Here is a 22,776-nt window from a genome sequence, read left to right as displayed (position 1 = left end):
ATGAAACTCAATGATCTGAGTCCAGCGCCGGGTTCCCGTCGCGAAAAGCATCGTCCGGGCCGTGGTATCGGTAGTGGTTTGGGCAAGACTGGTGGCCGTGGTCACAAAGGTCAGTCCTCCCGTTCCGGTGGCACTATTGCTCCAGGCTTTGAAGGCGGTCAACAGCCGCTGCATCGCCGTCTGCCTAAGTTCGGTTTCGTTTCCCTGAAAGCCATGGATCGCGCAGAAGTGCGTTTGTCCGAGCTGGCTAAAGTGGCAGGCGACATCGTAACTGTGCAGACCCTGAAAGATGCCAACGTGATCAACGTCAACGTGCTGCGTGTGAAAATCATGCTGTCCGGTGAAGTTACTCGCGCTGTCACAATCGGCAAGGGAATCGGCGCCACCAAAGGTGCGCGTTCGGCTATCGAAGCAGCTGGCGGCAAGTTCGAGGAATAAATGGCTAAGCAAGGTGCTCTCTCAGCGCTCAGCAAAGGCGGGTTATCCGAGCTCTGGGCTCGACTGCGTTTTCTATTCCTGGCGATTATCGTCTACCGGATAGGCGCACACATCCCAGTTCCTGGTATCAACCCGGACCGGCTGGCGGACCTGTTTCGACAGAATGAGGGGACCATACTTAGCTTGTTCAACATGTTTTCCGGCGGCGCGCTGGAGCGGATGAGTATTTTTGCGCTGGGGATCATGCCGTACATTTCGGCATCGATCATCATGCAGCTTATGTCCGCTGTCAGCCCGCAGCTGGAGCAGTTGAAGAAGGAAGGTGAAGCTGGACGTCGCAAGATAAGCCAGTACACCCGCTACCTCACTGTCGCTCTTGCTCTGGTTCAGGCTATTGGCATGTCCATTGGTCTGGCAGGGCAAGGCGTAGCGTTCACTGGTGACCTGGGCTTCCATTTCGTTGCAGTGACCACTTTTGTGGCCGGTGCAATGTTCATGATGTGGCTGGGTGAGCAGATTACTGAGCGTGGTGTTGGCAACGGTATCTCGATGTTGATTTTTTCGGGTATCGTCGCCGGTCTTCCGAGAGCAATAGGGCAGTCTTTCGAGTCTGCGCGTCAGGGTGATATCAATATCTTTGCCCTGGTTGCTATCGGTTTGCTGGCAGTAGCGATTATCGGTTTTGTGGTGTTCATTGAGCGTGGTCAGCGTCGTATTGCTGTTCACTACGCTAAGCGTCAGCAGGGCCGCAAGGTTTTTGCTGCGCAGACTAGCCACCTACCGCTGAAAGTGAATATGGCCGGTGTTATCCCGGCTATTTTTGCGAGCAGCATTTTGCTGTTCCCGGCTTCGCTGGGTGCCTGGTTCGGTCAGTCTGAAGGTATGGGCTGGTTGCAGGACATCTCGCAGTCGATCGCTCCTGGTCAGCCGTTGAATATTCTGCTGTTTAGTGCAGGGATTATTTTCTTCTGCTTCTTCTATACGGCGTTGATGTTCAATCCGAAAGACGTAGCGGAAAACCTGAAGAAGTCCGGTGCCTTTATTCCGGGTATCCGTCCAGGCGAGCAGTCGGCACGCTATATTGATGGCGTTTTGACTCGTTTGACTCTGTTCGGTGCTCTTTATATGACGGCCGTATGTCTGTTGCCCCAGTTCCTGGTGGTTGCGGCAAACGTTCCGTTCTACCTTGGCGGGACCTCGTTGCTGATCGTGGTCGTGGTTGTTATGGACTTCATGTCCCAAGTACAATCGCACCTCGTTTCGCACCAGTACGAATCCCTGATGAAGAAAGCCAACCTGAAGGGCTACGGCAGCGGCATGCTTCGCTGAAGTACTACCCCGTAAGGTGAGAGGAGTTGGTGATGAAAGTTCGTGCATCGGTGAAAAAGCTGTGCCGTAACTGCAAGATTATTCGCCGCGAAGGTGTTGTTCGGGTAATTTGCAGCGCGGAACCACGTCACAAACAGCGCCAAGGCTGAGTGTGATCTGTTTGAAGCCCAGCAGCTAGTGCGCTGCTGGGTTGATTATTTGTTATTACAGCGATATTATCTCGCGCCCTATTTCTTGGCTTCCGGGGCGTAGGTAGCTGTCAATTGGAGTCCCACTGAATGGCCCGTATTGCAGGCGTTAACATTCCAGATAACAAGCACACTGTTATCTCGCTGACCTACATCTTTGGTGTTGGTCGCACTACTGCGCAGAAAATTTGCGCAGAGACTGGGGTAAACCCAGCCGCTAAGATCAAGGATCTGAGCGACGAGCAGATTGAGTTGCTGCGTGGCGAAGTGGCAAAGTTCACCACTGAAGGTGACCTGCGTCGTGAAGTCAACATGAAAATCAAACGCTTGATGGATTTGGGCTGCTACCGCGGTCTGCGCCATCGTCGTGGTCTTCCAGTACGCGGTCAGCGTACCAAGACCAACGCGCGTACTCGCAAAGGTCCGCGTAAGCCGATCCGCAAGTAATCGCACCAGCGAATCGACAGGAATCTAGTCATGGCAAAACCTGCTGCTCGTCCTCGTAAAAAAGTCAAAAAGACAGTGGTTGATGGCATCGCCCACATCCACGCGTCTTTCAACAACACAATCGTGACCATCACCGACCGTCAGGGTAACGCGCTTTCTTGGGCTACCTCCGGTGGTTCGGGTTTCCGCGGTTCTCGCAAGTCCACCCCGTTCGCTGCTCAAGTAGCTGCTGAACGTGCTGGCCAAGCTGCGCTGGAATATGGCCTGAAAAACCTTGACGTTAACGTTAAAGGTCCAGGTCCAGGTCGTGAGTCCGCTGTCCGTGCTTTGAACGGCTGTGGCTATAAGATCGCCAGCATCACCGACGTGACGCCAATCCCGCACAACGGGTGCCGTCCGCCGAAGAAGCGCCGCGTGTAATCCAGGAGACTGTAAAGAATGGCTCGTTACATTGGTCCAAAATGCAAACTGGCACGTCGTGAAGGCACCGATCTCTTCCTGAAGAGTGGTGTGCGCGCTATCGAATCGAAGTGCAATATTGAAGCTGCTCCAGGCATCCACGGCCAACGCCGCGGTCGCCAATCCGACTACGGTACCCAACTGCGTGAAAAGCAGAAGGTCCGTCGTATCTACGGCGTTCTCGAGCGCCAGTTCAGCGGCTACTACAAACAAGCTGCTGGCAAGAAAGGTGCAACTGGCGAAAACCTGTTGCAACTGCTCGAATGCCGCCTGGATAACGTCGTATACCGTATGGGTTTCGGTTCTACTCGTGCCGAATCTCGTCAGTTGGTATCGCACAAGTCGATCAGCGTTAACGGTCAAACCGTAAACGTTCCGTCGTACCAGGTTCGTGCTGGTGACGTGGTCGCTATTCGCGAGAAAGCAAAGAACCAGCTTCGCATTGTCCAAGCTCTCGATCTGTGTGCCCAACGTGGCCGCGTAGAATGGGTAGAAGTAGACACTGAGAAGAAGTCGGGCGTTTTCAAGAACGTTCCTGCTCGCAGTGATCTGTCCGCCGACATCAACGAAAGCCTGATTGTCGAGCTCTACTCCAAGTAAGGGCTAGAAAATAGGTGCATCCATGCAGATTTCGGTAAATGAGTTCCTGACACCTCGCCATATTGATGTGCAAGTTGTCAGTCCAACCCGCGCTAAAATCACACTCGAGCCTCTCGAGCGTGGTTTTGGCCACACCCTGGGCAACGCGCTGCGCCGCATCCTGTTGTCCTCAATGCCAGGCTGTGCAGTAGTCGAGGCCGAGATTGACGGTGTGCTCCACGAGTACAGCGCCATCGAAGGTGTACAGGAAGACGTAATTGAAATCCTGTTGAACCTTAAAGGTCTGGCTATCAAGCTGCACGGCCGTGACGAAGTTACGCTGACCTTGTCGAAGAAGGGTTCGGGGGTGGTTACCGCTGCCGATATTCAGCTGGATCATGATGTCGAGATCGTTAATCCCGATCACGTAATCGCCAACCTGGCGTCTAACGGCGCCTTGAACATGAAGCTCACTGTAGCTCGTGGTCGTGGTTATGAACCAGCAGACTCGCGTCAGAGCGATGAAGACGAAAGCCGCAGCATCGGTCGCTTGCAGCTTGACTCTTCGTTCAGCCCGGTTCGCCGTATCGCATACGTGGTGGAAAACGCCCGTGTCGAGCAGCGTACTAACCTGGACAAGCTGGTTATTGATCTGGAAACCAACGGTACACTGGATCCTGAAGAGGCCATTCGTCGTGCTGCAACCATTCTGCAACAGCAGTTGGCTGCATTCGTCGACCTCAAAGGTGACAGCGAGCCAGTGGTAATCGAACAGGAAGACGAGATCGATCCGATCCTGCTTCGTCCGGTTGACGATCTGGAACTGACCGTGCGTTCGGCCAACTGCCTTAAGGCGGAGAACATTTACTACATCGGTGATCTGATTCAGCGTACCGAAGTAGAACTGTTGAAGACTCCGAACCTGGGCAAGAAATCCTTGACTGAAATCAAGGACGTTCTGGCCTCCCGTGGTCTGTCCCTCGGCATGCGCCTCGACAACTGGCCGCCTGCAAGTCTTAAGAAGGACGACAAGGCGACTGCCTGATCGTCGTAATCACCGAACGTTGTGTTTGGTAAGGAATGAACCATGCGTCATCGTAAAAGTGGTCGTCACCTGAGCCGCACTAGCTCCCACCGCAAGGCTATGTTTCAAAACATGGCAGTGTCGTTGTTTGAGCACGAGCTGATCAAAACGACTCTGCCGAAAGCCAAAGAATTGCGTCGCGTTGCTGAGCCGCTGATTACTCTGGCCAAGAATGATTGTCTGGCTAACCGCCGTCTGGCCTTCGACCGTACGCGTTCGAAAGCCATCGTTGGTAAGCTGTTCAACGATCTGGGCAAGCGTTATGCAACTCGTGAGGGTGGCTACCTGCGCATCCTCAAGTGCGGTTTCCGTGCTGGCGACAACGCGCCTATGGCGTACGTCGAGTTGGTTGATCGTCCAGTTGGCGGTGAAGCTGTATCCGCTGAGTAAGACGTCAGTCTCTACAAAGAACCGGGCCTAGTGCCCGGTTTTTTGTGTCTGTATTATTAGTAATATCTATTGATGATGATCAATTAATGCATTTGCCCATATAAGATTCATGGTCAATACTCCCTCTCAGCCGATTAGCCGGCAGCATCAAGACTGACTGAGGAAGGAATAGCATGAGCCAGACCAAAACGCTTACGACCGCCAGCGGCGCACCTGTTGCTGATAACCAGAACTCCCGATCGGCCGGGCCTCGTGGCCCCTTGTTGCTCGAAGATTTTCACCTGATTGAAAAGCTCGCGCACTTTAACCGCGAAAACATTCCAGAGCGTCGTGTGCACGCCAAAGGCTCAGGCGCCCACGGTACCTTTACGTTGACCCGCGACATGGCTCAATACAGCAGTGCCAAGCTGTTTGACACCATCGGCAAGCAAACTCCGACCTTTTTACGCTTCTCAACAGTAGGTGGTGAGCGCGGTTCGGCAGACACCGAGCGCGACCCTCGTGGTTTTGCACTCAAGTTTTATACCGAAGAAGGCAACTGGGACATCGTGGGCAATAACACGCCTGTGTTCTTTATTCGAGACCCGCTGAAATTTCCGGATTTTATCCACACCCAAAAACGTCTGCCGCAAAGCAACCTGAAAAGTGCGCAGATGATGTGGGATTTCTGGTCGCACTCGCCTGAGTCCCTGCACCAGGTCACGATCCTGTTTTCTGATCGCGGGATTCCTGATGGCTACCGCCATATGCACGGTTTCGGCAGCCACACCTATAGCCTGATCAACGCTGCGGGTGAGCGTCACTGGGTCAAGTGGCACTACAAAACCAAGCAAGGCATCAAGAATCTTCCCCCGGCTGAAGCGGCACGTCTTGCCGGTACTGATCCGGACTATGCTCAACGCGACCTGTTTGGTGCCATTGAGCGTGGTGACTTCCCGAAATGGCGCGTCTGCATGCAGATCATGACTGAAGCGCAAGCGGCGGCTCATTACGAAAACCCGTTTGACGTGACCAAGACCTGGTCGCAGAAAGAGTTCCCGTTGATTGAAATCGGTGAGCTGGAGTTGAACCGCAATCCGCTTAATTACTTCGCCGAAGTCGAGCAAGCTGCGTTTGGCCCCAGCAATATGGTCCCGGGTGTCGGTCTGTCTCCTGACCGCATGCTGCAAGGCCGCGTGTTCGCTTACGCGGATGCCCATCGTTACCGTGTAGGCACTAACCACCAGCACCTGCCTATCAACGCACCGCGGGTGCCTGTGCATAACTATCAGCGTGATGGCGCGATGGCTTTTGGCAACAATGGTGGTGCTGCGCCGAACTATGAGCCCAACAGCTTCGCTGATGCGCCAAAACAAGCGCCACAGTACGCTGAGCCACCTTTGGCTCTCAGTGGTGCTGCTGATCGCTACGATCATCGCGTTGACAGCGATTACTACAGTCACGCCGGTGCGCTGTTCCGCCTGATGAATGACGAGCAGAAGGCCCTGTTGATCAACAACATTGCAGGCGCCATGGGCGGGGTTTCGGACGATGTTGTGCAGCGTCAGCTGCAACACTTCTACAACGCCGATCAGGCTTACGGTGACGGTGTCGCCAAAGCGTTGGGTGTAATGGCTAAGTAAGTCTAAGTGAGAAGCAGAACCGCCCTCAATAGGGCGGTTTTTGCGTTATTTAGGTCTGTTTTCTCTACAAATGCAGGATTTTATAGCGATTGAGTCGTGACCTCTCAGTCAGCTTGGTTCAAACTAGAGGCTTTCAAGCAGGGAGATGTGCGGCAATGCAAGGGCACCCGGACGTAATCGATTACCTCAACACGTTGCTCACCGGCGAGCTGGCTGCACGTGACCAATATTTTGTCCATTCCCGCATGTACGAGGACTGGGGATTTACCAAGCTGTACGAACGCATCAATCACGAGATGGAAGAAGAGGCACAACACGCTGATGCATTGATGCGCCGGATTCTGATGCTGGAAGGCACTCCGCGCATGCGCCCGGATGACCTGGATGTGGGCACCACTGTGCCTGAGATGTTCGCTGCAGACCTGCGCCTTGAGTACAAGGTGCGTGCGGCGCTGTGCAAAGGCATCGCGCTGTGTGAGTTGCACAAAGACTACGTGAGCCGCGACATGCTGCGTATTCAGCTGGCAGACACCGAAGAGGATCACACCTACTGGCTCGAGAAGCAGTTGGGTCTGATCAAAACCATCGGTCTGCAGAACTACCTGCAATCTCAGTTCTGATTTAGGTTCGAAATCTGTAGTCACGTGGCCACAGGTAAGAGCGAATATCAGCGAACACTAAAAAGCCCCTGCTATCTCTCGATGGCAGGGGCTTTTTCGTAGCGCGATTTAATCCCTGTCGCGTATCAGCAGTGGCTTCAGATAGAAGCCGGTATGGGATTGGCTCATCTCGGCCACTTCTTCCGGTGTGCCGGTTGCAATGATCTGCCCACCTTTGGAGCCGCCTTCAGGTCCAAGATCCACCAACCAGTCAGCGGTCTTGATCACGTCCAGGTTGTGCTCGATCACCACTACGGTATTGCCGTGATCGCGCAGTCGATGCAGCACATCCAGCAACTGCTGGATATCAGCAAAGTGCAAACCGGTTGTAGGTTCATCGAGGATATAGAGTGTCTTGCCGGTATCACGCTTGGACAGTTCGCGGGACAACTTCACCCGTTGTGCCTCTCCGCCTGACAGTGTCGTGGCGGACTGTCCCAGCTTGATGTACGACAGACCTACATCCATCAGCGTTTGCAGTTTGCGCGCCAATGCAGGTACGGCATCGAAGAACACACGAGCTTCTTCGATGGTCATCTCCAGCACTTCATGGATGTTCTTGCCCTTGTACTTGATCTCAAGGGTCTCACGGTTATAGCGCTTGCTCTTGCACACATCGCAAGGCACGTAGATGTCCGGCAGAAAGTGCATTTCTACCTTGATCAAGCCATCGCCCTGACAGGCTTCGCAACGTCCGCCCTTCACGTTGAAGGAGAAACGTCCCGGGCCATAGCCCCGTGAGCGGGATTCGGGCACGCCGGAAAACAACTCGCGTATCGGAGTAAACAGCCCGGTGTAAGTCGCAGGGTTGGAGCGAGGCGTACGGCCAATCGGGCTCTGGTCGATGTCCACGACCTTGTCCAGGTGCTCAAGCCCTTTGATGCTGTCGTGGGCCGCGGCTTCGAGGGTGGTTGCACCGTTCAGTGCCGTAGCGCTGAGCGGGTAGAGCGTGTTGTTGATCAGTGTCGATTTGCCCGAGCCAGAAACCCCTGTCACGCAGGTCAGCAGCCCCAGTGGGATTTCCAGATCCACATTGCGCAAGTTATTGCCGCGTGCGCCTTTGAGCGACAGCGTCAGTTTCTTGTTGCGTGGCGTGCGCTTGGCCGGAACAGGAATCTTCACCCGGCCCGACAGGTACTTGCCGGTCAGTGAGTCAGGGTGCGCCATCACCTCGGCCGGCGTGCCCTGGGCGACGATATGGCCGCCATGCACACCTGCACCGGGGCCGATATCAACCACATAATCGGCCAGTCGAATGGCATCCTCGTCGTGCTCCACCACGATTACCGTGTTGCCGATATCGCGCAGATGCTTGAGGGTGCCCAGCAAGCGATCGTTATCACGCTGGTGCAGGCCAATGGAGGGCTCGTCGAGGATGTACAGCACTCCCACCAGGCCTGCGCCAATCTGGCTGGCCAGACGAATACGCTGGGCTTCACCGCCAGACAGGGTGTCGGCGCTGCGATCCAGTGACAGATAGTCCAGCCCCACATTCACCAGGAACTGCAGGCGCTCGCGAATTTCCTTGAGGATCTTGTCCGCAATTTCGCCACGACGCCCGGTCAGGCTCAGGGTGCTGAAGTACTCAGTGGCATCACCAATAGGCATATTGGTCACGGCCGGCAGGGTTTTTTCACCGACCCACACATGGCGGGCTTCGCGACGCAAGCGGGTGCCGCGGCAATCCGGGCAGGCCTGTGTGCTCAGGAACTTGGCCAGTTCCTCGCGTACCGTGGCCGACTCGGTTTCGCGATAACGGCGCTCAAGGTTGGGGACGATGCCTTCAAATGGATGCGCCCGCTTCACGATGTCACCGCGATCATTCAGATAGCGGAAATCAACATTTTGCGTGCCGCTGCCGTACAGGATGACCTTTTGCTTGTCGGCCGCAAGCTCGCTGAACGGCACTTCAAGACTGAAATCGTAATGCTTGGCCAGCGCCCCGAGCATCTGGAAGTAATAAACATTGCGCCGGTCCCAGCCACGTATCGCGCCTTCGGCCAGCGTCAACTCACCATTGACCAGGCGCTTGATGTCGAAAAACTGCTTAACCCCCAGTCCGTCACAGGTCGGGCAGGCGCCAGCCGGGTTGTTGAAGGAAAACAGCTTGGGTTCCAGCTCGCTGATTGCGTGGCCACAAATCGGGCAGGCGAAGCGCGCGGAGAAAATCATCTCTTCGCCAGGCTCGTCGTCCATCGGTGCGACCAGGGCAATGCCGTCGGCCAGTTTCAGTGCGGTCTCGAATGACTCGGCCAGGCGCTGTTGCAGGTCGGCACGCACTTTAAAGCGGTCGACCACCACATCAATGGTGTGCTTCTTCTGCTTGTCGAGTTTAGGCAGTTCGTCCAGCTCGCAGAGCTTGCCGTTGACCCGGGCCCGCACAAAGCCCTGTGCGCGCAGCTCTTCAAATACAGAAAGATGCTCACCCTTGCGCTCGCGAATCACCGGTGCCAGCAGCATTAGCTTGCTGCCTTCAGGCTGCGCCAGCACCAGGTCGACCATTTGGCTGACGGTCTGGGCTTCCAGAGGGATATCGTGATCCGGGCAGCGGGGGATACCTACGCGGGCATACAGCAGGCGCAGGTAATCGTAAATTTCGGTGATGGTGCCGACCGTGGATCGCGGGTTATGCGAGGTCGATTTCTGCTCGATGGAAATCGCGGGCGACAGGCCTTCGATGGTATCGACGTCAGGCTTTTCCATCATCGACAGGAACTGCCGGGCATAGGCTGACAGCGACTCGACATAACGCCGCTGACCTTCGGCATACAACGTGTCAAACGCCAGGGATGATTTGCCGGAGCCAGACAGTCCGGTGATGACGATCAGTTTGTCCCTTGGCAGGGTCAGGTCGATGTTCTTCAAGTTGTGGGTTCGTGCCCCACGTATCAGGATCTTGTCCACTGCGGCCTCGCTTGGCGGGCATAACATAAACGAATGAGTATACGGATCTGTGCGAAAGCTGTGCAGGCCCTTGATGGCACGATGTCATTCAAGCAGCCTTTATAACTTTTGCGTGACAAAGCGTCGCGCTTCTCTCGTGTGTGTGCTGTTACTCGATGGGACTGGTAGAATCGCCGCCGGTTCACATGAGGTTTTTCCATGCACGATCCCCACAGCGAACGCATGAGTGGCAGCGAGACCCGAGCAGCAAGCGGTCTGGCCCTGGTGTTCGCCTTCCGTATGCTAGGCATGTTTATGGTGTTGCCGGTGCTGGCAACCTATGGGATGGACCTCGCCGGTGCGACCCCGGCCCTGATTGGTCTGGCAATTGGCGCTTATGGCCTGACCCAGGCGTTTTTCCAGATTCCGTTCGGCATGATTTCCGACCGCATCGGTCGGCGTCCCGTGATCTACCTGGGGTTGATTGTCTTCGCCTTGGGCAGTGTTCTGGCGGCCAACTCCGATTCGATTTGGGGCGTTATTGCCGGACGTATCCTGCAAGGTGCAGGTGCGATTTCTGCTGCTGTCATGGCACTGCTTTCAGACCTCACCCGCGAACAGCATCGCACCAAAGCCATGGCAATGATCGGCATGACCATTGGATTGTCGTTTGCCGTAGCGATGGTTGTGGGGCCGTTGCTGACCCGTGCTTTCGGGTTGTCGGGGCTGTTCCTGGCGACGGGCGCAATGGCGCTGGTGGGGATCGTGATCGTGATGTTCATGGTGCCGCGCTCGACCGGTACCTTGCAGCATCGAGAGTCTGGCGTGGCCAGGCAGGCCCTGTTGCCGACCTTGCGCCATCCCGACCTGCTGCGTCTGGACCTTGGCATTTTTGTGCTACATGCCATGTTGATGTCGAGCTTCATCGCTTTACCGCTGGCGCTGGTGGAAAAAGCCGGACTGCCTAAAGAGCAGCACTGGTGGGTGTACCTGACCGCGCTGCTGATTTCTTTCTTCGCCATGATCCCGTTCATTATCTATGGCGAAAAGAAACGCAAAATGAAACGAGTTTTACTCGGTTCCGTCGCGACGTTGATGCTCACTGAGCTATTCTTCTGGCAGTTCGGCGACAGCTTGCGCGCATTGGTGATCGGCACTGTGGTGTTTTTCACCGCGTTCAACCTGCTGGAGGCGTCATTGCCTTCGCTGATCAGCAAAGTGTCACCGGCAGGTGGCAAGGGCACGGCAATGGGGGTTTATTCCACCAGCCAATTCCTCGGTTCGGCACTGGGCGGCATACTCGGCGGCTGGTTATTCCAGCATGGCGGTTTGTCGGTTGTGTTCCTTGGAGGCGCAGGTCTGGCTGCACTCTGGCTGGCCTTTGCTGTTACCATGCGCGAACCACCATATGTAACCAGCCTGCGCTTGCCGTTATCGCCTGAGGCGCTTCGCGAAGCAGGTCTGACCGAGCGTTTGAAGGCAGTTGCTGGCGTTACAGATGCAGTGATTGTGGCTGAGGAAGCTGCAATTTATATCAAATTGGACACCGAACTATTGGATCGCGCGACACTCGAGCAGTTGGTTAACCCAGCGCCGACGTGCGAAGCCTAGGAGAACGTTATGGCCCGTGGGGTTAACAAAGTTATATTGGTCGGCACGTGCGGCCAGGATCCCGAAGTTCGCTACTTGCCTAACGGTAATGCCGTGACCAACCTGAGTCTGGCAACCAGCGAACAGTGGACTGACAAGCAAACCGGTCAAAAAGTCGAAAAGACTGAATGGCACCGTGTATCGATGTTCGGCAAGGTTGCCGAAATCGCCGGCGAATACCTGCGCAAGGGTTCGCAGGTGTACATCGAAGGCAAGCTGCAGACCCGTGAGTGGGAAAAAGACGGTATCAAGCGTTACACCACCGAAATCGTGGTCGACATGCAAGGCACCATGCAGCTTCTGGGCGGTCGTCCACAGGGCGATCAGCAAAACCAGGGCGGTGGCAACAACTACCAGCAACAGCAGTCCGCTCCGCGTCAGCAGGCTCAACGCCCTGCGCCGCAGCAGCAGCAACAGCAACCACAACGCGAGTCGCGTCCCGCGCCGCAACAGCAGGCACCGCAACCTGCTCCGGATTTCGACAGCTTCGATGACGATATCCCGTTCTGACAGGTAGCTTTCGAGCTGCATCGCAACACCCAGGAGGGCCCGCCGCTGATTCAGCGCCGGGCCTTTTTTGTGCCGTGACTTTTGGGGCACAAGGGCAAGGTTGATCCGTGGCAGGGTTCGTTTGCGTCACGTATGAGAGAGTTTTCGCACGAAGGTGCGGGGTTCATCGGAGGATTGACTACGCTGTACCGGGAAATGCGCATTGAGTTGCCAATCGAGTTTTTCGGTTCGTTGCGATTTGCTCGCAAGACTTGTCCAGAAGGATCCCCGGGTTTGCTCAAATTCAAAGCTGCGATTTTGCTCTTCATCCTGTTGTTATCAGGCAACGGTATTCTTCAGGCCGCGCCTACGCTGGCCTCCATCATGAAAGCCGAAGAGTCCAACGGTAAGCCACCGGTGCTGGTCGATGGTGGCTTGCTCGGTGCCTTGGGTGCGGGCATGGATGAGGTACAGAATCAGCTGGATTCGAGCGTGCATCAGTTAGGTGCCTGGAACTTGCGCAGCAAGCGGGCTGCAGAAGAAGTCGGGGAGCTGGTGGTACAGGCATCGACTCATCCCTCGTGGAGCGGGTTGGGGGATTTTCTCCTGTTGTCCATTATTTGGTCGGGCGCTTTCGCCGGGCTAATGCTGGCGGGGCGTTGGCTGGCGAGTTACCTGGGCAAGAATCGTCATATAAGCAGTCGAGCGCGGGCGCAAGCACTCATCGGCTACGGGTTGCCCTATCTGTTGCCAGCACTGGTGAGCCTGTTGTTCACGCTGTATGTCAGTCGTTTCCTTAACGACACCCTTGGGCGTTCGCTGGCGCTCAGCCTGTCGTATGCCAGTAGCGGCGGGGTGTTTTGCTCGGCGCTGGTGCTGTCACTGAATGCGATATTTGAGGTGGGACACAAGCGGCGCGCAGTCCGGATTATTCGCGAGTACGCCATGCGCCCGCTGTTTATGGTCGGTTTTCTGGCGGCCTTGAGTGACGCCATGAACAGCCCGCAAATCACGCAGGAAATTGGCGGCAACATTGCGAGCTGTCTCTCGGTTTTTTCAGGATTGGTGGCTTGCATCATTTTTGCCTGCCTGGCCGTCCGGCTACGTCGCCCTGTCGCGCAGCTGATTCGCAACCGGGCCTTGGCCCAGCGTCTTGGGCAGCCGGCTTTGCAAGAGTCACTGCGCATTTTTTCGGTGCTCTGGTACTGGCCACTTTTGCTGATGTTGCTGGCAACGGCACTCAACCTGCTGGGCGTGGGCGAGGGCAGTGAGCGCGCATTGCGCAATGCGTTGCTGACGTCCGGATTGCTGATTGGCACGGTATTTTTGAGTACGATCCTGCACCATACATTCCGCACGAAAGTGCAAAGCTCCGGCGCCTATAAAGAACGTCTTATCAATGTGGTTTACGCATTGCTGCGGATTGCCCTGGCGGTGACCTTTATTGAGCTACTGGCGAAAATCTGGGGTTTTTCGTTGCTGGCTTTTGCTTCAGACAGCAGCACCGGCAAGGTGATCAGCGATTCACTGGGCCACATCCTGCTGATTTTTCTGGTGACATGGTTTACGTGGGTCGTGCTCGACACGGCCATTCAGCAAGCGCTGGAGCCAACCACCAATCGGCGTGGTACCCACGAACCCAGCACGCGGATCAAAACCATCCTGCCGTTGACGCGCAATGCCATTAAGGTGGTTCTGGTGGTGATCTGCACTATCACCACCATGGCCAATCTGGGGGTGAACGTTGCTCCCTTCCTGGCGGGTGCCGGGGTTATCGGCCTGGCAATCGGCTTTGGTTCTCAGCAGTTGGTGCAAGATGTGATTACCGGCTTATTTATCATCGTTGAAGACACCATCTCGGTCGGCGACTGGGTGGTGATCGACTCCGCCCACGCGGGGACTGTAGAGGGGCTGACCATTCGTACCCTGCGTCTGCGGGACTCGCGTGGCTTTGTGCACTCAGTGCCATTCGGCCAGATCAAGGCGGTGATCAACCATTCCCGACAATTTGCCTACGCATTTTTTTCAGTGCAGTTCACCTACGATACGGACATGGATAAAGCCACTGTTCTGATCCGCGAGGCGGGGAACCAGATCAGTGACGACCCTTTGCTGAGCCTGAGTTTGCAGGGCTCGCTGACAATCTTTGGTGTCGACAGCATGAACCTCGACGGGGTGACGATTACCGCGCAGTTCCGAACCCTGTCCGGGGCGCAGAATACGGTTAGCCGTGCGTTCAATGATCGGCTCAAAAAGCTTGTGGATAAGTCACCGGATGTCCATTTCGCGCAACATTATCCACAGGGCTTTCTTATGCCCGTGCGTGAGCCGGAGGAGGCTTCGCAAGCGCCCGCGCTGGCCAAACGCTCTACTGTGCTGTTGACGGACCTGCCACCAGAGGCACAATGATGGCTTTTGTGCAGGGGCAAAGTTTGTCAGTGACGCGAGGGGCAGAAACCCGCAAAATGCGGCAATCTTGAACATGATCAACAGCTTTCACGGTTGGTTTTCTGGTATATATCACCGTTCTGAATAGACTGAGCCTGCATACCTTATGCGAATGCGCCTTATGTTATTGGGCGGCGGAAATGCCCTCGGGCAGGCGCTGATTCGTCTGGGTGCCGAGGAAGACATTAATTTCCTAGCCCCACGTCCACCGCAAGACGGTTGGGACGCTGCGAGCCTCACGCAACTGCTCGATGACACCCGTCCGGATGCTGTCATCAACCTTGCGTACTACTTCGACTGGTTCCAGGCGCAGTCAGTAAGCGAGGCCCGCTTTGCCGGCCAGGAGCGTTCTGTCGAGCGTTTGGCCGAGCTGTGCCAGCACCACAACATCACTTTGCTGCAACCTTCCAGCTATCGAGTTTTCGATGGTTCGCGAGCGACTGCCTACAGCGAAAAGGACGAACCTGTCCCGCTTGGGTCCCGCGGCCAGGCCTTGTGGCGAATTGAGCAGAGTGTGCGTGCCATTTGCCCGCAACACGTGCTGCTGCGTTTTGGCTGGTTACTGGATGACAGCCCCGATGGCATCCTGGGGCGCTTTCTGGCCCAGGCTGAAAAGCCGGGCGAGCTGTTGATGGCCGATGACCGACGGGGCAACCCGACACCGGTGGACGACGCCGCTCGTGTGATTATCTCGGTGCTCAAGCAGCTGGATTGTGCGGCACCGCTCTGGGGTACTTACCACTACGCCGGGCATGAAGCGACGACGTCGCTGGCGCTGGGCCAGGCGATTCTGGCCGAGGCGCGAAACCTGCACCCGCTGGCAATCGAAGCCCCTACGCCCCAAGCGCATGCCGCACGGCCGGATGCGGCGCAAGAGCCCCAGCATGCAGTGCTGGCGTGCAAAAAAATTCTACACACCTTCGGGATCAAGCCTCGCGCATGGCGCGCGGCGCTCCCGTCTTTACTGGACAGGTTTTATCGTCATGGTTGATGCTCCCGTTTTAATTACCGGCGGTGCCGGATTTATTGGCTCCAATCTTGTGGATGCCTTGTTGGCCAAGGGCTACGCGGTACGAATTCTCGACGACATGTCCACTGGCAAGCGCAGCAACCTGCCGATGGACAACCCGCAACTCGAGCTGATCGAGGGTGATGTGGCTGATGCCGCGCTGGTGGCCAAGGCCATGGCCGGTTGCAGCGCAGTGGTTCACCTGGCGGCGGTCGCTTCGGTGCAGGCATCAGTGGACGATCCGGTACGTACTCATCAGAGCAACTTTATCGGCACTCTGAACGTGTGCGAAGCCATGCGCGAAACGGGCATCAAGCGCGTTGTCTTCGCCTCCAGTGCTGCGGTCTATGGCAATAACGGCGAAGGTGAGTCGATTGTCGAAGACACTCCCAAAGCGCCGTTGACGCCTTACGCGGCCGATAAGCTGTCCAGTGAGTACTACCTGGATTTCTACCGTCGTCAGCACGGTCTGGAACCGGTGATTTTCCGCTTTTTCAACATCTTTGGCCCGCGTCAGGACCCATCCTCGCCTTACTCGGGCGTGATCAGCATTTTCAGTGAGCGTGCTGAAAAGGGCCTGCCAATCACCATTTTTGGTGATGGCGAGCAAACCCGTGACTTTGTGTACGTGGGCGATCTGGTGAAGATTCTGGTTCAGGCGATCGAGACCCGTCAGGCTGAAGAGGGCGCGGTAAACGTGGGGCTGAACAAGGCCACCACCCTCAAGCAGATGCTTGAAGCCCTGGGCGAAGTTGTTGGTGAGCTGCCACCGGTCACCTACGGTCCGGCCCGTTCCGGCGATATCCGCCACTCGCGTGCCGACAACAGCCGCCTGTTGCAACGCTTCACCCTTGGCGAAACGACGCCAATGAGTGTCGGGCTGGCGCGCCTGCTTGGCCGCTAGGAACCCCGTCCACAAAAAAGGCGCCTTCAAAGGCGCCTTTTTTTATGGCCGGCTACTTAGAACTTGTAACCCAGGCCCACCATGTAAACCCATGGGTCTACATCCACGTTGACCTTGGCGCGAGTACCGGGAGCGACTGCGTTGTTTTCCACTGTGGCGCGGGTATCGATATCGATATAACGCGCCTGGGCGTTGATCATGATGTTGTCGGTCAGCATGTAGTCAGCACCCAGCTGCCAGGCCATGCCCCACGAGTTTTTAGCCTTGAAATTGTCGAAGCCTGCAGCGCTGGCACTGCTGCCGACGTGTTCGTCATAGATCCAGGTGTAGTTGATACCGGCACCGACGTAAGGCTGGAACACCGACTTGGAATCCAGCGGGTAGTACACAACGCTCAGGGTTGGCGGCAGGTGCTTGAGGCTGCCCAGTTTGCCATTGGCCGCAGGCAGGGCCGTGCCCTTGAGTTTCACGTCATGCTCAAACGGCGTGGCCGCCAGCAGTTCAATACCCACATGGTCAGTGATCATGTAGGCAAAGTTGAGGCCCAATTGCGTGTCGCTGCTCATGGTCGCCTTGCCACCCAGATCGGTGCCCGCCAATGGGCCCTGATCAACCTTGACGCTGGAGCTGTCGGCTTTCGGGTTTACGGTGATGGCACCGGCGCGCAGGATGATGTCGCCTTCTGTGTGTGCCTGGGCAAGAGGGGCGACGACAGCGAGCGCAAGGGCGGCTGCGCTGAGCAAAGACTTGTGCATGGGAGCTCCATTGGGATATTTAAAATTTATATAACCAATGGTAATGAGCACACCGGCCCGCTCAGTTGACCCAGCTCAATGAAATCGTGAAGTTGTGAAAAATTCGTTAGTTGACCAGAAGCTCCCTTGCCTCGAGAAGGGAAGGAGCTTCTGGTTTACTCCGGCAATTCATACACCACGATCTTCTGTGCATCCATCTGATAGCCCGCATCAGCCAGTTCGCTGGTACTGGCCTTGACCTGCATCGCCCCTACGATCCAGTACGGCTGATACAGCTCGTCGAGTTTGACCCCTTCCTTGCTGGTGACATGCACGATCTGGTTTGACGGCGGCGGTGGTACGTGGATGCAGGCGCCGAAGTACGGCACCAGCAAGAAGTCCGTGGTACGACCGTCTTCGCTGACTTCAAGGGGCACGATATACCCCGGTAAACGAATCAGCTGGCCATCCAGCGCCGGGACTACCGGCGCGTTGGGCAAGTCCTGTTTCGCCGCCGGAGCGGTCTCCATGTCACCCATTTGAGACAAGTCGTGCAACGGCGTCATGTCCGGGGCTTCAGGTGGTGCGTCCGGCGGGATCATTTCTGACCAGGTCAGCTCTTTTGGCTCGGCTGCCCACAGCGGCGTCGCAACCAGCAGTAACAGCGCCAGCAGCACGCGTGACATTGCAGACCTTTTCATAAACGTAGGCTCATAAACGAATGGACAGACCATCGGCCAGCGATTGTCGGTAGGCGCGCCATGCAGGCACGCAGCCCATCAACAGGGCGGCCGCCAGAATACCGCCGAGTAGCGTCCATTCATATTCACTTGGCCATGCCAGCGGTAAATACAACCCGTAGTTCGATTGCACATAGCCCTGGGCCACGGCGATGCACACATAGAGCAAACCAACACCGGCGATCACTCCGGCCAATGCCAGCGCCAGTGCCTCGAAAACCAGCAGGGTTGCGATATGCCAGGGCCGGGCGCCGACCGAGCGCAGAATCGCCATCTCGCGCCGGCGTTCATTGAGGCTGGTCAGAATCGCAGTGAGCATGCCGATCAACCCGGTGAGCACCACGAACAGCGACACCACAAACAGGGCTTTTTCCGCGGTGCTCATCAAGCTCCAGAGTTCCTGCAGGGCCACGCCCGGCAAAATCGCCATCATGGGTTCGCCGCGAAATTCATTGATTTCCCGCTGCAGGGCAAAGGTCGAAATCTTGCTGTTCAGGCCCAGCATGAATGCGGTGATGGCCTGTGGCGTGAGGTCCATGTTGCGTGCCTGATCGGCGCTGATACGCCCCGTCCCGCGGGCAGGTACGCCGTTGTGCCAGTCAATATGAATCGCTTCCATGCCGCCCAGGCTGATATGCAGCGTGCGGTCCACCGGGGTGCCGGTGCGCTTGAGAATGCCGACCACGGTGAACGGCTTGTCGTCATGTTTGACCAGGCTGATTGCCGCTACGCCGTGGGCCAGTACCAGCTTGTCGCCGAGTTTGTAGTGCAGGGCATCGGCGACCTCGGCACCCAGTACCACCTCAAAAGGATCGGTTGCAAAGGCACGGCCGCTGGCCAGTTGCAGGTTTTGCCGATGGCCATACTGGTAGTGCTCGAAGTAAGCCTCGCTCGTGCCCATTACCCGGTAGCCACGATGTGAGTCGCCCAGGGACATGGGAATGGCCCATTTCACTTTCGGGTTATTGGCGAAGTGCTCAAAGCTGTCCCAGCGAATGTTGTTGGTGGCATTGCCGATACGGAACACCGAATACAGCAGCAGGTTGACCGAGCCTGAACGGGCGCCAACGATCAAGTCGGTGCCGCTGATGGTGCTGGCAAAACTGGCCCGAGCTTCGGTGCGTACCCGTTCAACTGCCAGCAGCAGGCACACGGACAGGGCGATGGCGAAGGCGGTCAGCAGTGCGGTAAAGCGGCGGTTAGCCAGGCTGGCCAGGGCTAGACGAAACAGATACATCTCAGACCTCTGCCGTGGTTGCGGCGCGATTGAGTTCGGACAACGACAGGTTGCGGTCGAACAGGGGGGCCAGGCTTTGATCGTGGCTGACAAACAACAGGCTGGCGCCAGCCTCGCGGCATTCAGTAAACAGCAATTGGATAAAGGCTTCGCGGGCGTCGGCATCCAGCGCCGAAGTTGGCTCGTCGGCAATGACCAGTTCGGGCTGGCCGATCAGTGCGCGGGCGGCGGCAACGCGTTGCTGTTGGCCAATCGACAGTGAGTCAGCGCGCCGTTCCAGCAGCGCCGGGTCTTTGAGACCCAGATGCGCAAGCAGGGTTTGGGCTGCCTTATCGACACTGCCATGACGTTGCACGGCACGGCTGGCGCGAAGTTTGGAAAAATGGCAAGGCAGCTCAACGTTCTCGCGTACCGACAAAAACGGCAGCAAATTGAACTGCTGGAAGATGTAGCCGGTGTGATCAACACGAAAACGGTCGCGTGCACCAGAACCGAGTTCGCCCAACTCTTGACCCAATAGGCGGATTGTCCCGCTGTTGGCTTTCTGCACTCCGCCGAGCAAACCCAGAAGTGTGGTTTTACCGCTGCCGCTTGGGCCTTTGAGAAACAGGGTTTCGCCGGGTTCCAGGCGAAAGTCCGGGATATCCAGCAGCACGGGATGCCCCGGCCAGCTGAAGCTCAGGTCGCTCAGTTCGATAAGTGCTTGGGTCATGGAGGGAGGAAATCGCCTGTGTCATCGGGGGGTATTTATTGTGGGAGCGGGCTTGCTCGCGATTCAGATGCTGCGGTCTTTCAGTGAAATCACAGTGACGTCATCGCGAGCAAGTCCGCTCCCACAGGAGGGGCGGGTGTTTAGAATTTCAGCGTAGGTGCCTTGGCCGTCACTTCCACCGCTTGCTGACCACTTGGGCCGATCAGTTGTACCTTGAATTTATGCGTGCCGGGGAATGTCTTGAAAAACTGGGTCAGGTCCAGGGCTTTCAACGCATCCGGTTGGCTGCAGGTAAAAGCGTAGTGGGCTTCGATATCGCTATGGTGGTGTTCGCCCTTGGTTGCCCCTTCTTCGGGAGCCGATTCGAACAGCGGGCTCTTGAGCTCTTGCTCGTCAGCCATGCAGCCGGCGGCCTTTGGAATGCTGAACAGCACCAGCGGGTTTTCCAGTTGTTTGCGGGCCGAACTGACCTTGGCTTTGTCCGCGTCGGTCGTGGCCACGTGTTCAAAGCCCACCAGATTCATGGACGGACCGTCGAGGTCCAGTTCCAGCGTCTGGCCGTCCAGCGCCACATTCAAACTGCCTACGCCATGTTCATGGGGCGGCAGGCTGCCGTGCTCATGGTCGTGATCATCGGCGGCGTGAGCCATCGCCAGCGGCAACAAGGCAAACGGCAAAGCAAGAAGCAAACGGCGCATAGCATGACTCCAGCAAGTTATATGAATATTTTGTTATGTGATCTTATAACAACCTGGGCGAGAGTTTGCGCGTGTGCTTGGCGTTACGCAAGGCGCGTGGGAGCATGCGGGCAAGAAAACTGTAGGGGGTAGAGCGATGGTGCGCATTCGCGGAACGATCGGCGACTGGCCGGTGGATTTGACGGTAGAGCTGGATGAAAGCGATTGGGCGAAGCTGGGTGCGCAGTTGCACGTCAGTGAGGCGACAATCAGCCAGCCACCTGCCAAACCGATGAATCAGGATGATGCCCTGTGGGAAACGACCAAAGATTTATTGCGCAATGCGGGGCAGATCAGCGGGCCTGAATTGTTGGGGCAGCTTGAAGCGCTGACCGGCAGCACGGGCGCCGGCAAGCGCCTGCTGGTTCGCCTGCGCCATTGTGCCGAGGTCAAGGTGGTCAGCGGCACTGATTCACCGATTTACAGCTGGGTTGAAACTAACTCTGCGGGAGCGAGCCTGCTCGCGAAATAACGCGTGTTGACTGGATAGCCGCAGTGCTCTTGAGACCTTCGCGAGCGGGCTCGCTCCCACAGTGGGTAGGGGTTAGTACAACGCGGCAAACAGCTTGCGACGGTAGGTGGTGACCAGCGGGTGGTCGTTGCCCAGCAGGTCGAACACTTGCAGCAAGGTCTTGTGGGCGATGCCTTCGTTGTAGCTGCGGTTGCGGGTGAACAGCTTCAGCAGCCCGTCCAGCGCCCCTTCATATTGCTGGCGCGCCAATTGTTGAATCGCCAGCTGGTAGGCGGCTTCGTCGTCCTGCGGGTTTTGCGCCACGCGGGTTTTCAAATCGGCTACATCCGGCAAGTCTGCCGCCTGACGCAGGAACGTCAGTTGAGCCTTGGCGCCTGCCAGCTCGGCTTTGTATTCGTCGCTTTTGACCGCATCCAGTACCGCTTGCGCTTCAGTCAGCTCGCCGCGCTCTGCCAGACAGCGGCCGTACAGGATCAAGGCTTTGGCGTTGGTGTTGTCTTCGGTCAGGATACTTTTGAGAAGGGCTTCGGCGTCGGCGAAACGGCTTTCGGCAAACAGGGCCTGAGCCTGTACCAGCGGGTCTTCAACCGCTGCTTCGGGCATGACGACGTGGGGCAGGAGCATGGCGCGGATGGCTGATTCAGGCTGTGCTTCCTGGAACCCGTCCACCACCTTGCCGTCCTTGAACAGCACAACCGTTGGCAAGCTTTGAATCCCGATACGGCCAACGATGTCCTGTTCAACTTCGCAGTTGACCTTGGCCAGCAACAGCTCGCCCTGATAGTCCTCGGCAATTTGCTCCAGGATCGGCAGCATCACCTTGCACGGCGCGCACCACTCGGCCCAGAAGTCCACCAGAACGGGCTGATCGAAAGAAGCCTGGACCACCAGTTTGTCAAAGTCTGCTGAAGTTACGTCGAAGCTGTAAGAAGGCTTGGGCTGGTTCATTCTGTGTCTCAAAGCAGGTAAATGGTGGCAACTATAAAGTCTGGACGCGCTGGCGCAAGCAATGCTTGCCGAGTGAGCTTATGGCGCTTTGACAAACGCCAGAGTGCCCAGAGCCTGTGTGTCGGGCTGGCCGATAATTCGCGAAGGCAGGTGCAGGATCAATTGGCCGGACTGGCTGGCACGGCCACGCAATTCAACCCGGGCACCGGCCGGGAAGGCTTGCGGGTTGAAACGCAGCTTGAACGGCAGCGCCTGGTTATTGCCGACGATCTTGCTGCTGGCCATCAGGCCCTGTGGGCGTCCGCGTTCGTCGACGATCAGCATCGCCAGCTCAACCTCGGCACCCGCCGGAACACCGGTCAGCACGCCGCTGAGCTCGCGCTGCCAGGACGGTAGCGGGCCCTGGTCGGCCGGGGCGTCGGTTTTGGGCTGTGTCAGCACTTGAGGTTGTGCCGATTTTGGCGGTTCACTGCTACAGGCGACCAGCAAACTGGCCAGACACAGCAAAACAAGCGTTCGTAGCGGCATACACGGCTCCAGCAGCAGGTCAGTCGATCCATCGGATGGGGTAAAACATAGTTGGCCGACTGTATACCGTAAAGCCTATGGCTTGTCTTG

General features: G+C 56.8%; 24 protein-coding genes. 16 read left to right on the top strand and 8 right to left on the bottom strand.

Going from position 1 to position 22,776, the window contains the following annotated elements; all coding sequences use genetic code 11:
- From rplO to bfr, 10 genes are all read left to right on the top strand, one after another.
- The gene (gene rplO / locus ACZRMS_RS14270) at positions 1 to 438 is read left to right on the top strand and encodes a 50S ribosomal protein L15 (RefSeq protein ID WP_048359438.1); all 438 of its coding nucleotides are present in this window, start codon (positions 1 to 3) and stop codon (positions 436 to 438) included.
- Positions 439 to 1,767, top strand: a complete 1,329-nt coding sequence (gene secY / locus ACZRMS_RS14265) for a preprotein translocase subunit SecY (protein ID WP_003444361.1) — start codon at positions 439 to 441, stop codon at positions 1,765 to 1,767.
- Between the two features lie 32 nt (positions 1,768 to 1,799).
- Positions 1,800 to 1,916 (top strand): 50S ribosomal protein L36, encoded by a 117-nt coding sequence (rpmJ, locus tag ACZRMS_RS14260; protein WP_002555468.1) that lies wholly within the window; start codon positions 1,800 to 1,802, stop codon positions 1,914 to 1,916.
- 129 nt (positions 1,917 to 2,045) lie between these two features.
- Complete coding sequence (gene rpsM / locus ACZRMS_RS14255) at positions 2,046 to 2,402, top strand: 30S ribosomal protein S13 (RefSeq protein WP_003444360.1); 357 nt, start codon at positions 2,046 to 2,048, stop codon at positions 2,400 to 2,402.
- Positions 2,403 to 2,432: 30 nt separating this feature from the next.
- Positions 2,433 to 2,822 (top strand): 30S ribosomal protein S11, encoded by a 390-nt coding sequence (rpsK, locus tag ACZRMS_RS14250; RefSeq protein ID WP_002555466.1) that lies wholly within the window; start codon positions 2,433 to 2,435, stop codon positions 2,820 to 2,822.
- 18 nt (positions 2,823 to 2,840) lie between these two features.
- Positions 2,841 to 3,461: a 30S ribosomal protein S4 gene (rpsD, locus tag ACZRMS_RS14245; protein WP_003444359.1), complete on the top strand. Its 621-nt coding sequence runs from the start codon at positions 2,841 to 2,843 to the stop codon at positions 3,459 to 3,461.
- Positions 3,462 to 3,483: 22 nt separating this feature from the next.
- Positions 3,484 to 4,485 (top strand): DNA-directed RNA polymerase subunit alpha, encoded by a 1,002-nt coding sequence (locus ACZRMS_RS14240; RefSeq protein ID WP_003176403.1) that lies wholly within the window; start codon positions 3,484 to 3,486, stop codon positions 4,483 to 4,485.
- Between the two features lie 42 nt (positions 4,486 to 4,527).
- A complete protein-coding gene (rplQ, locus tag ACZRMS_RS14235; RefSeq protein ID WP_003444357.1) occupies positions 4,528 to 4,914 on the top strand; it encodes a 50S ribosomal protein L17 in 387 nt (128 codons plus the stop codon).
- 173 nt (positions 4,915 to 5,087) lie between these two features.
- Positions 5,088 to 6,536 carry a catalase gene (locus ACZRMS_RS14230; RefSeq protein ID WP_463995777.1) on the top strand — a complete coding sequence of 483 codons (1,449 nt, stop codon included), beginning with the start codon at positions 5,088 to 5,090 and terminating at the stop codon, positions 6,534 to 6,536.
- 155 nt (positions 6,537 to 6,691) lie between these two features.
- Entirely contained in the window at positions 6,692 to 7,156 is a 465-nt protein-coding gene (gene bfr / locus ACZRMS_RS14225; RefSeq protein ID WP_046810342.1) for a bacterioferritin, read from the top strand.
- Between the two features lie 108 nt (positions 7,157 to 7,264).
- Here the strand turns inward: bfr and uvrA are convergent, their stop codons facing one another.
- Positions 7,265 to 10,099 carry an excinuclease ABC subunit UvrA gene (gene uvrA / locus ACZRMS_RS14220; protein ID WP_463995776.1) on the bottom strand — a complete coding sequence of 945 codons (2,835 nt, stop codon included), beginning with the start codon at positions 10,097 to 10,099 and terminating at the stop codon, positions 7,265 to 7,267.
- A 198-nt stretch (positions 10,100 to 10,297) separates the two neighbouring features.
- On the opposite strand from uvrA, the gene ACZRMS_RS14215 reads away from it, so the two are divergent.
- The 5 genes from ACZRMS_RS14215 to ACZRMS_RS14195 all read left to right on the top strand — a co-directional run bounded on the left by ACZRMS_RS14215 (position 10,298) and on the right by ACZRMS_RS14195 (position 16,578).
- Complete coding sequence (locus tag ACZRMS_RS14215; protein ID WP_463995775.1) at positions 10,298 to 11,689, top strand: MFS transporter; 1,392 nt, start codon at positions 10,298 to 10,300, stop codon at positions 11,687 to 11,689.
- A 9-nt stretch (positions 11,690 to 11,698) separates the two neighbouring features.
- Positions 11,699 to 12,238, top strand: a complete 540-nt coding sequence (locus tag ACZRMS_RS14210; protein WP_463995774.1) for a single-stranded DNA-binding protein — start codon at positions 11,699 to 11,701, stop codon at positions 12,236 to 12,238.
- A 273-nt stretch (positions 12,239 to 12,511) separates the two neighbouring features.
- Positions 12,512 to 14,626 carry a mechanosensitive ion channel family protein gene (locus tag ACZRMS_RS14205; protein WP_463995773.1) on the top strand — a complete coding sequence of 705 codons (2,115 nt, stop codon included), beginning with the start codon at positions 12,512 to 12,514 and terminating at the stop codon, positions 14,624 to 14,626.
- A gap of 145 nt (positions 14,627 to 14,771) precedes the next feature.
- Positions 14,772 to 15,656: a sugar nucleotide-binding protein gene (locus ACZRMS_RS14200; RefSeq protein ID WP_463995772.1), complete on the top strand. Its 885-nt coding sequence runs from the start codon at positions 14,772 to 14,774 to the stop codon at positions 15,654 to 15,656.
- On the top strand, positions 15,649 to 16,578 hold the full coding sequence (locus tag ACZRMS_RS14195) for an NAD-dependent epimerase/dehydratase family protein (RefSeq protein ID WP_463995771.1): 930 nt from the start codon (positions 15,649 to 15,651) through the stop codon (positions 16,576 to 16,578). Before ACZRMS_RS14200 ends, ACZRMS_RS14195 begins: the two co-directional genes overlap by 8 nt.
- 56 nt (positions 16,579 to 16,634) lie before the next feature.
- Here the strand turns inward: ACZRMS_RS14195 and ACZRMS_RS14190 are convergent, their stop codons facing one another.
- From ACZRMS_RS14190 to ACZRMS_RS14170, 5 genes are all read right to left on the bottom strand, one after another.
- Positions 16,635 to 17,333 (bottom strand): OmpW/AlkL family protein, encoded by a 699-nt coding sequence (locus ACZRMS_RS14190; protein WP_463995770.1) that lies wholly within the window; start codon positions 17,331 to 17,333, stop codon positions 16,635 to 16,637.
- Between the two features lie 155 nt (positions 17,334 to 17,488).
- On the bottom strand, positions 17,489 to 17,998 hold the full coding sequence (locus ACZRMS_RS14185) for a DUF3299 domain-containing protein (protein ID WP_463995787.1): 510 nt from the start codon (positions 17,996 to 17,998) through the stop codon (positions 17,489 to 17,491).
- A gap of 25 nt (positions 17,999 to 18,023) precedes the next feature.
- The gene (locus ACZRMS_RS14180) at positions 18,024 to 19,289 is read right to left on the bottom strand and encodes an ABC transporter permease (protein ID WP_463995769.1); all 1,266 of its coding nucleotides are present in this window, start codon (positions 19,287 to 19,289) and stop codon (positions 18,024 to 18,026) included.
- Between the two features lies 1 nt (position 19,290).
- Complete coding sequence (locus ACZRMS_RS14175) at positions 19,291 to 20,001, bottom strand: ABC transporter ATP-binding protein (protein ID WP_463995768.1); 711 nt, start codon at positions 19,999 to 20,001, stop codon at positions 19,291 to 19,293.
- A gap of 140 nt (positions 20,002 to 20,141) precedes the next feature.
- Complete coding sequence (locus tag ACZRMS_RS14170) at positions 20,142 to 20,699, bottom strand: DUF2796 domain-containing protein (protein ID WP_463995767.1); 558 nt, start codon at positions 20,697 to 20,699, stop codon at positions 20,142 to 20,144.
- 136 nt (positions 20,700 to 20,835) lie between these two features.
- On the opposite strand from ACZRMS_RS14170, the gene ACZRMS_RS14165 reads away from it, so the two are divergent.
- Entirely contained in the window at positions 20,836 to 21,210 is a 375-nt protein-coding gene (locus ACZRMS_RS14165; RefSeq protein ID WP_463995766.1) for a hypothetical protein, read from the top strand.
- A 72-nt stretch (positions 21,211 to 21,282) separates the two neighbouring features.
- Here the strand turns inward: ACZRMS_RS14165 and trxA are convergent, their stop codons facing one another.
- Together trxA and ACZRMS_RS14155 are read right to left on the bottom strand one after the other, a co-directional pair.
- Positions 21,283 to 22,158 carry a thioredoxin gene (trxA, locus tag ACZRMS_RS14160; RefSeq protein ID WP_463995765.1) on the bottom strand — a complete coding sequence of 292 codons (876 nt, stop codon included), beginning with the start codon at positions 22,156 to 22,158 and terminating at the stop codon, positions 21,283 to 21,285.
- Positions 22,159 to 22,236: 78 nt separating this feature from the next.
- Positions 22,237 to 22,686, bottom strand: coding sequence for a hypothetical protein (locus ACZRMS_RS14155; protein ID WP_463995764.1), 450 nt, complete (start codon positions 22,684 to 22,686; stop codon positions 22,237 to 22,239).
- Positions 22,687 to 22,776 lie beyond the last annotated feature (90 nt).

This window comes from Pseudomonas sp. B424, from assembly GCF_055408345.1.
This window is presented reverse-complemented; position numbering and strand designations above follow the sequence as displayed.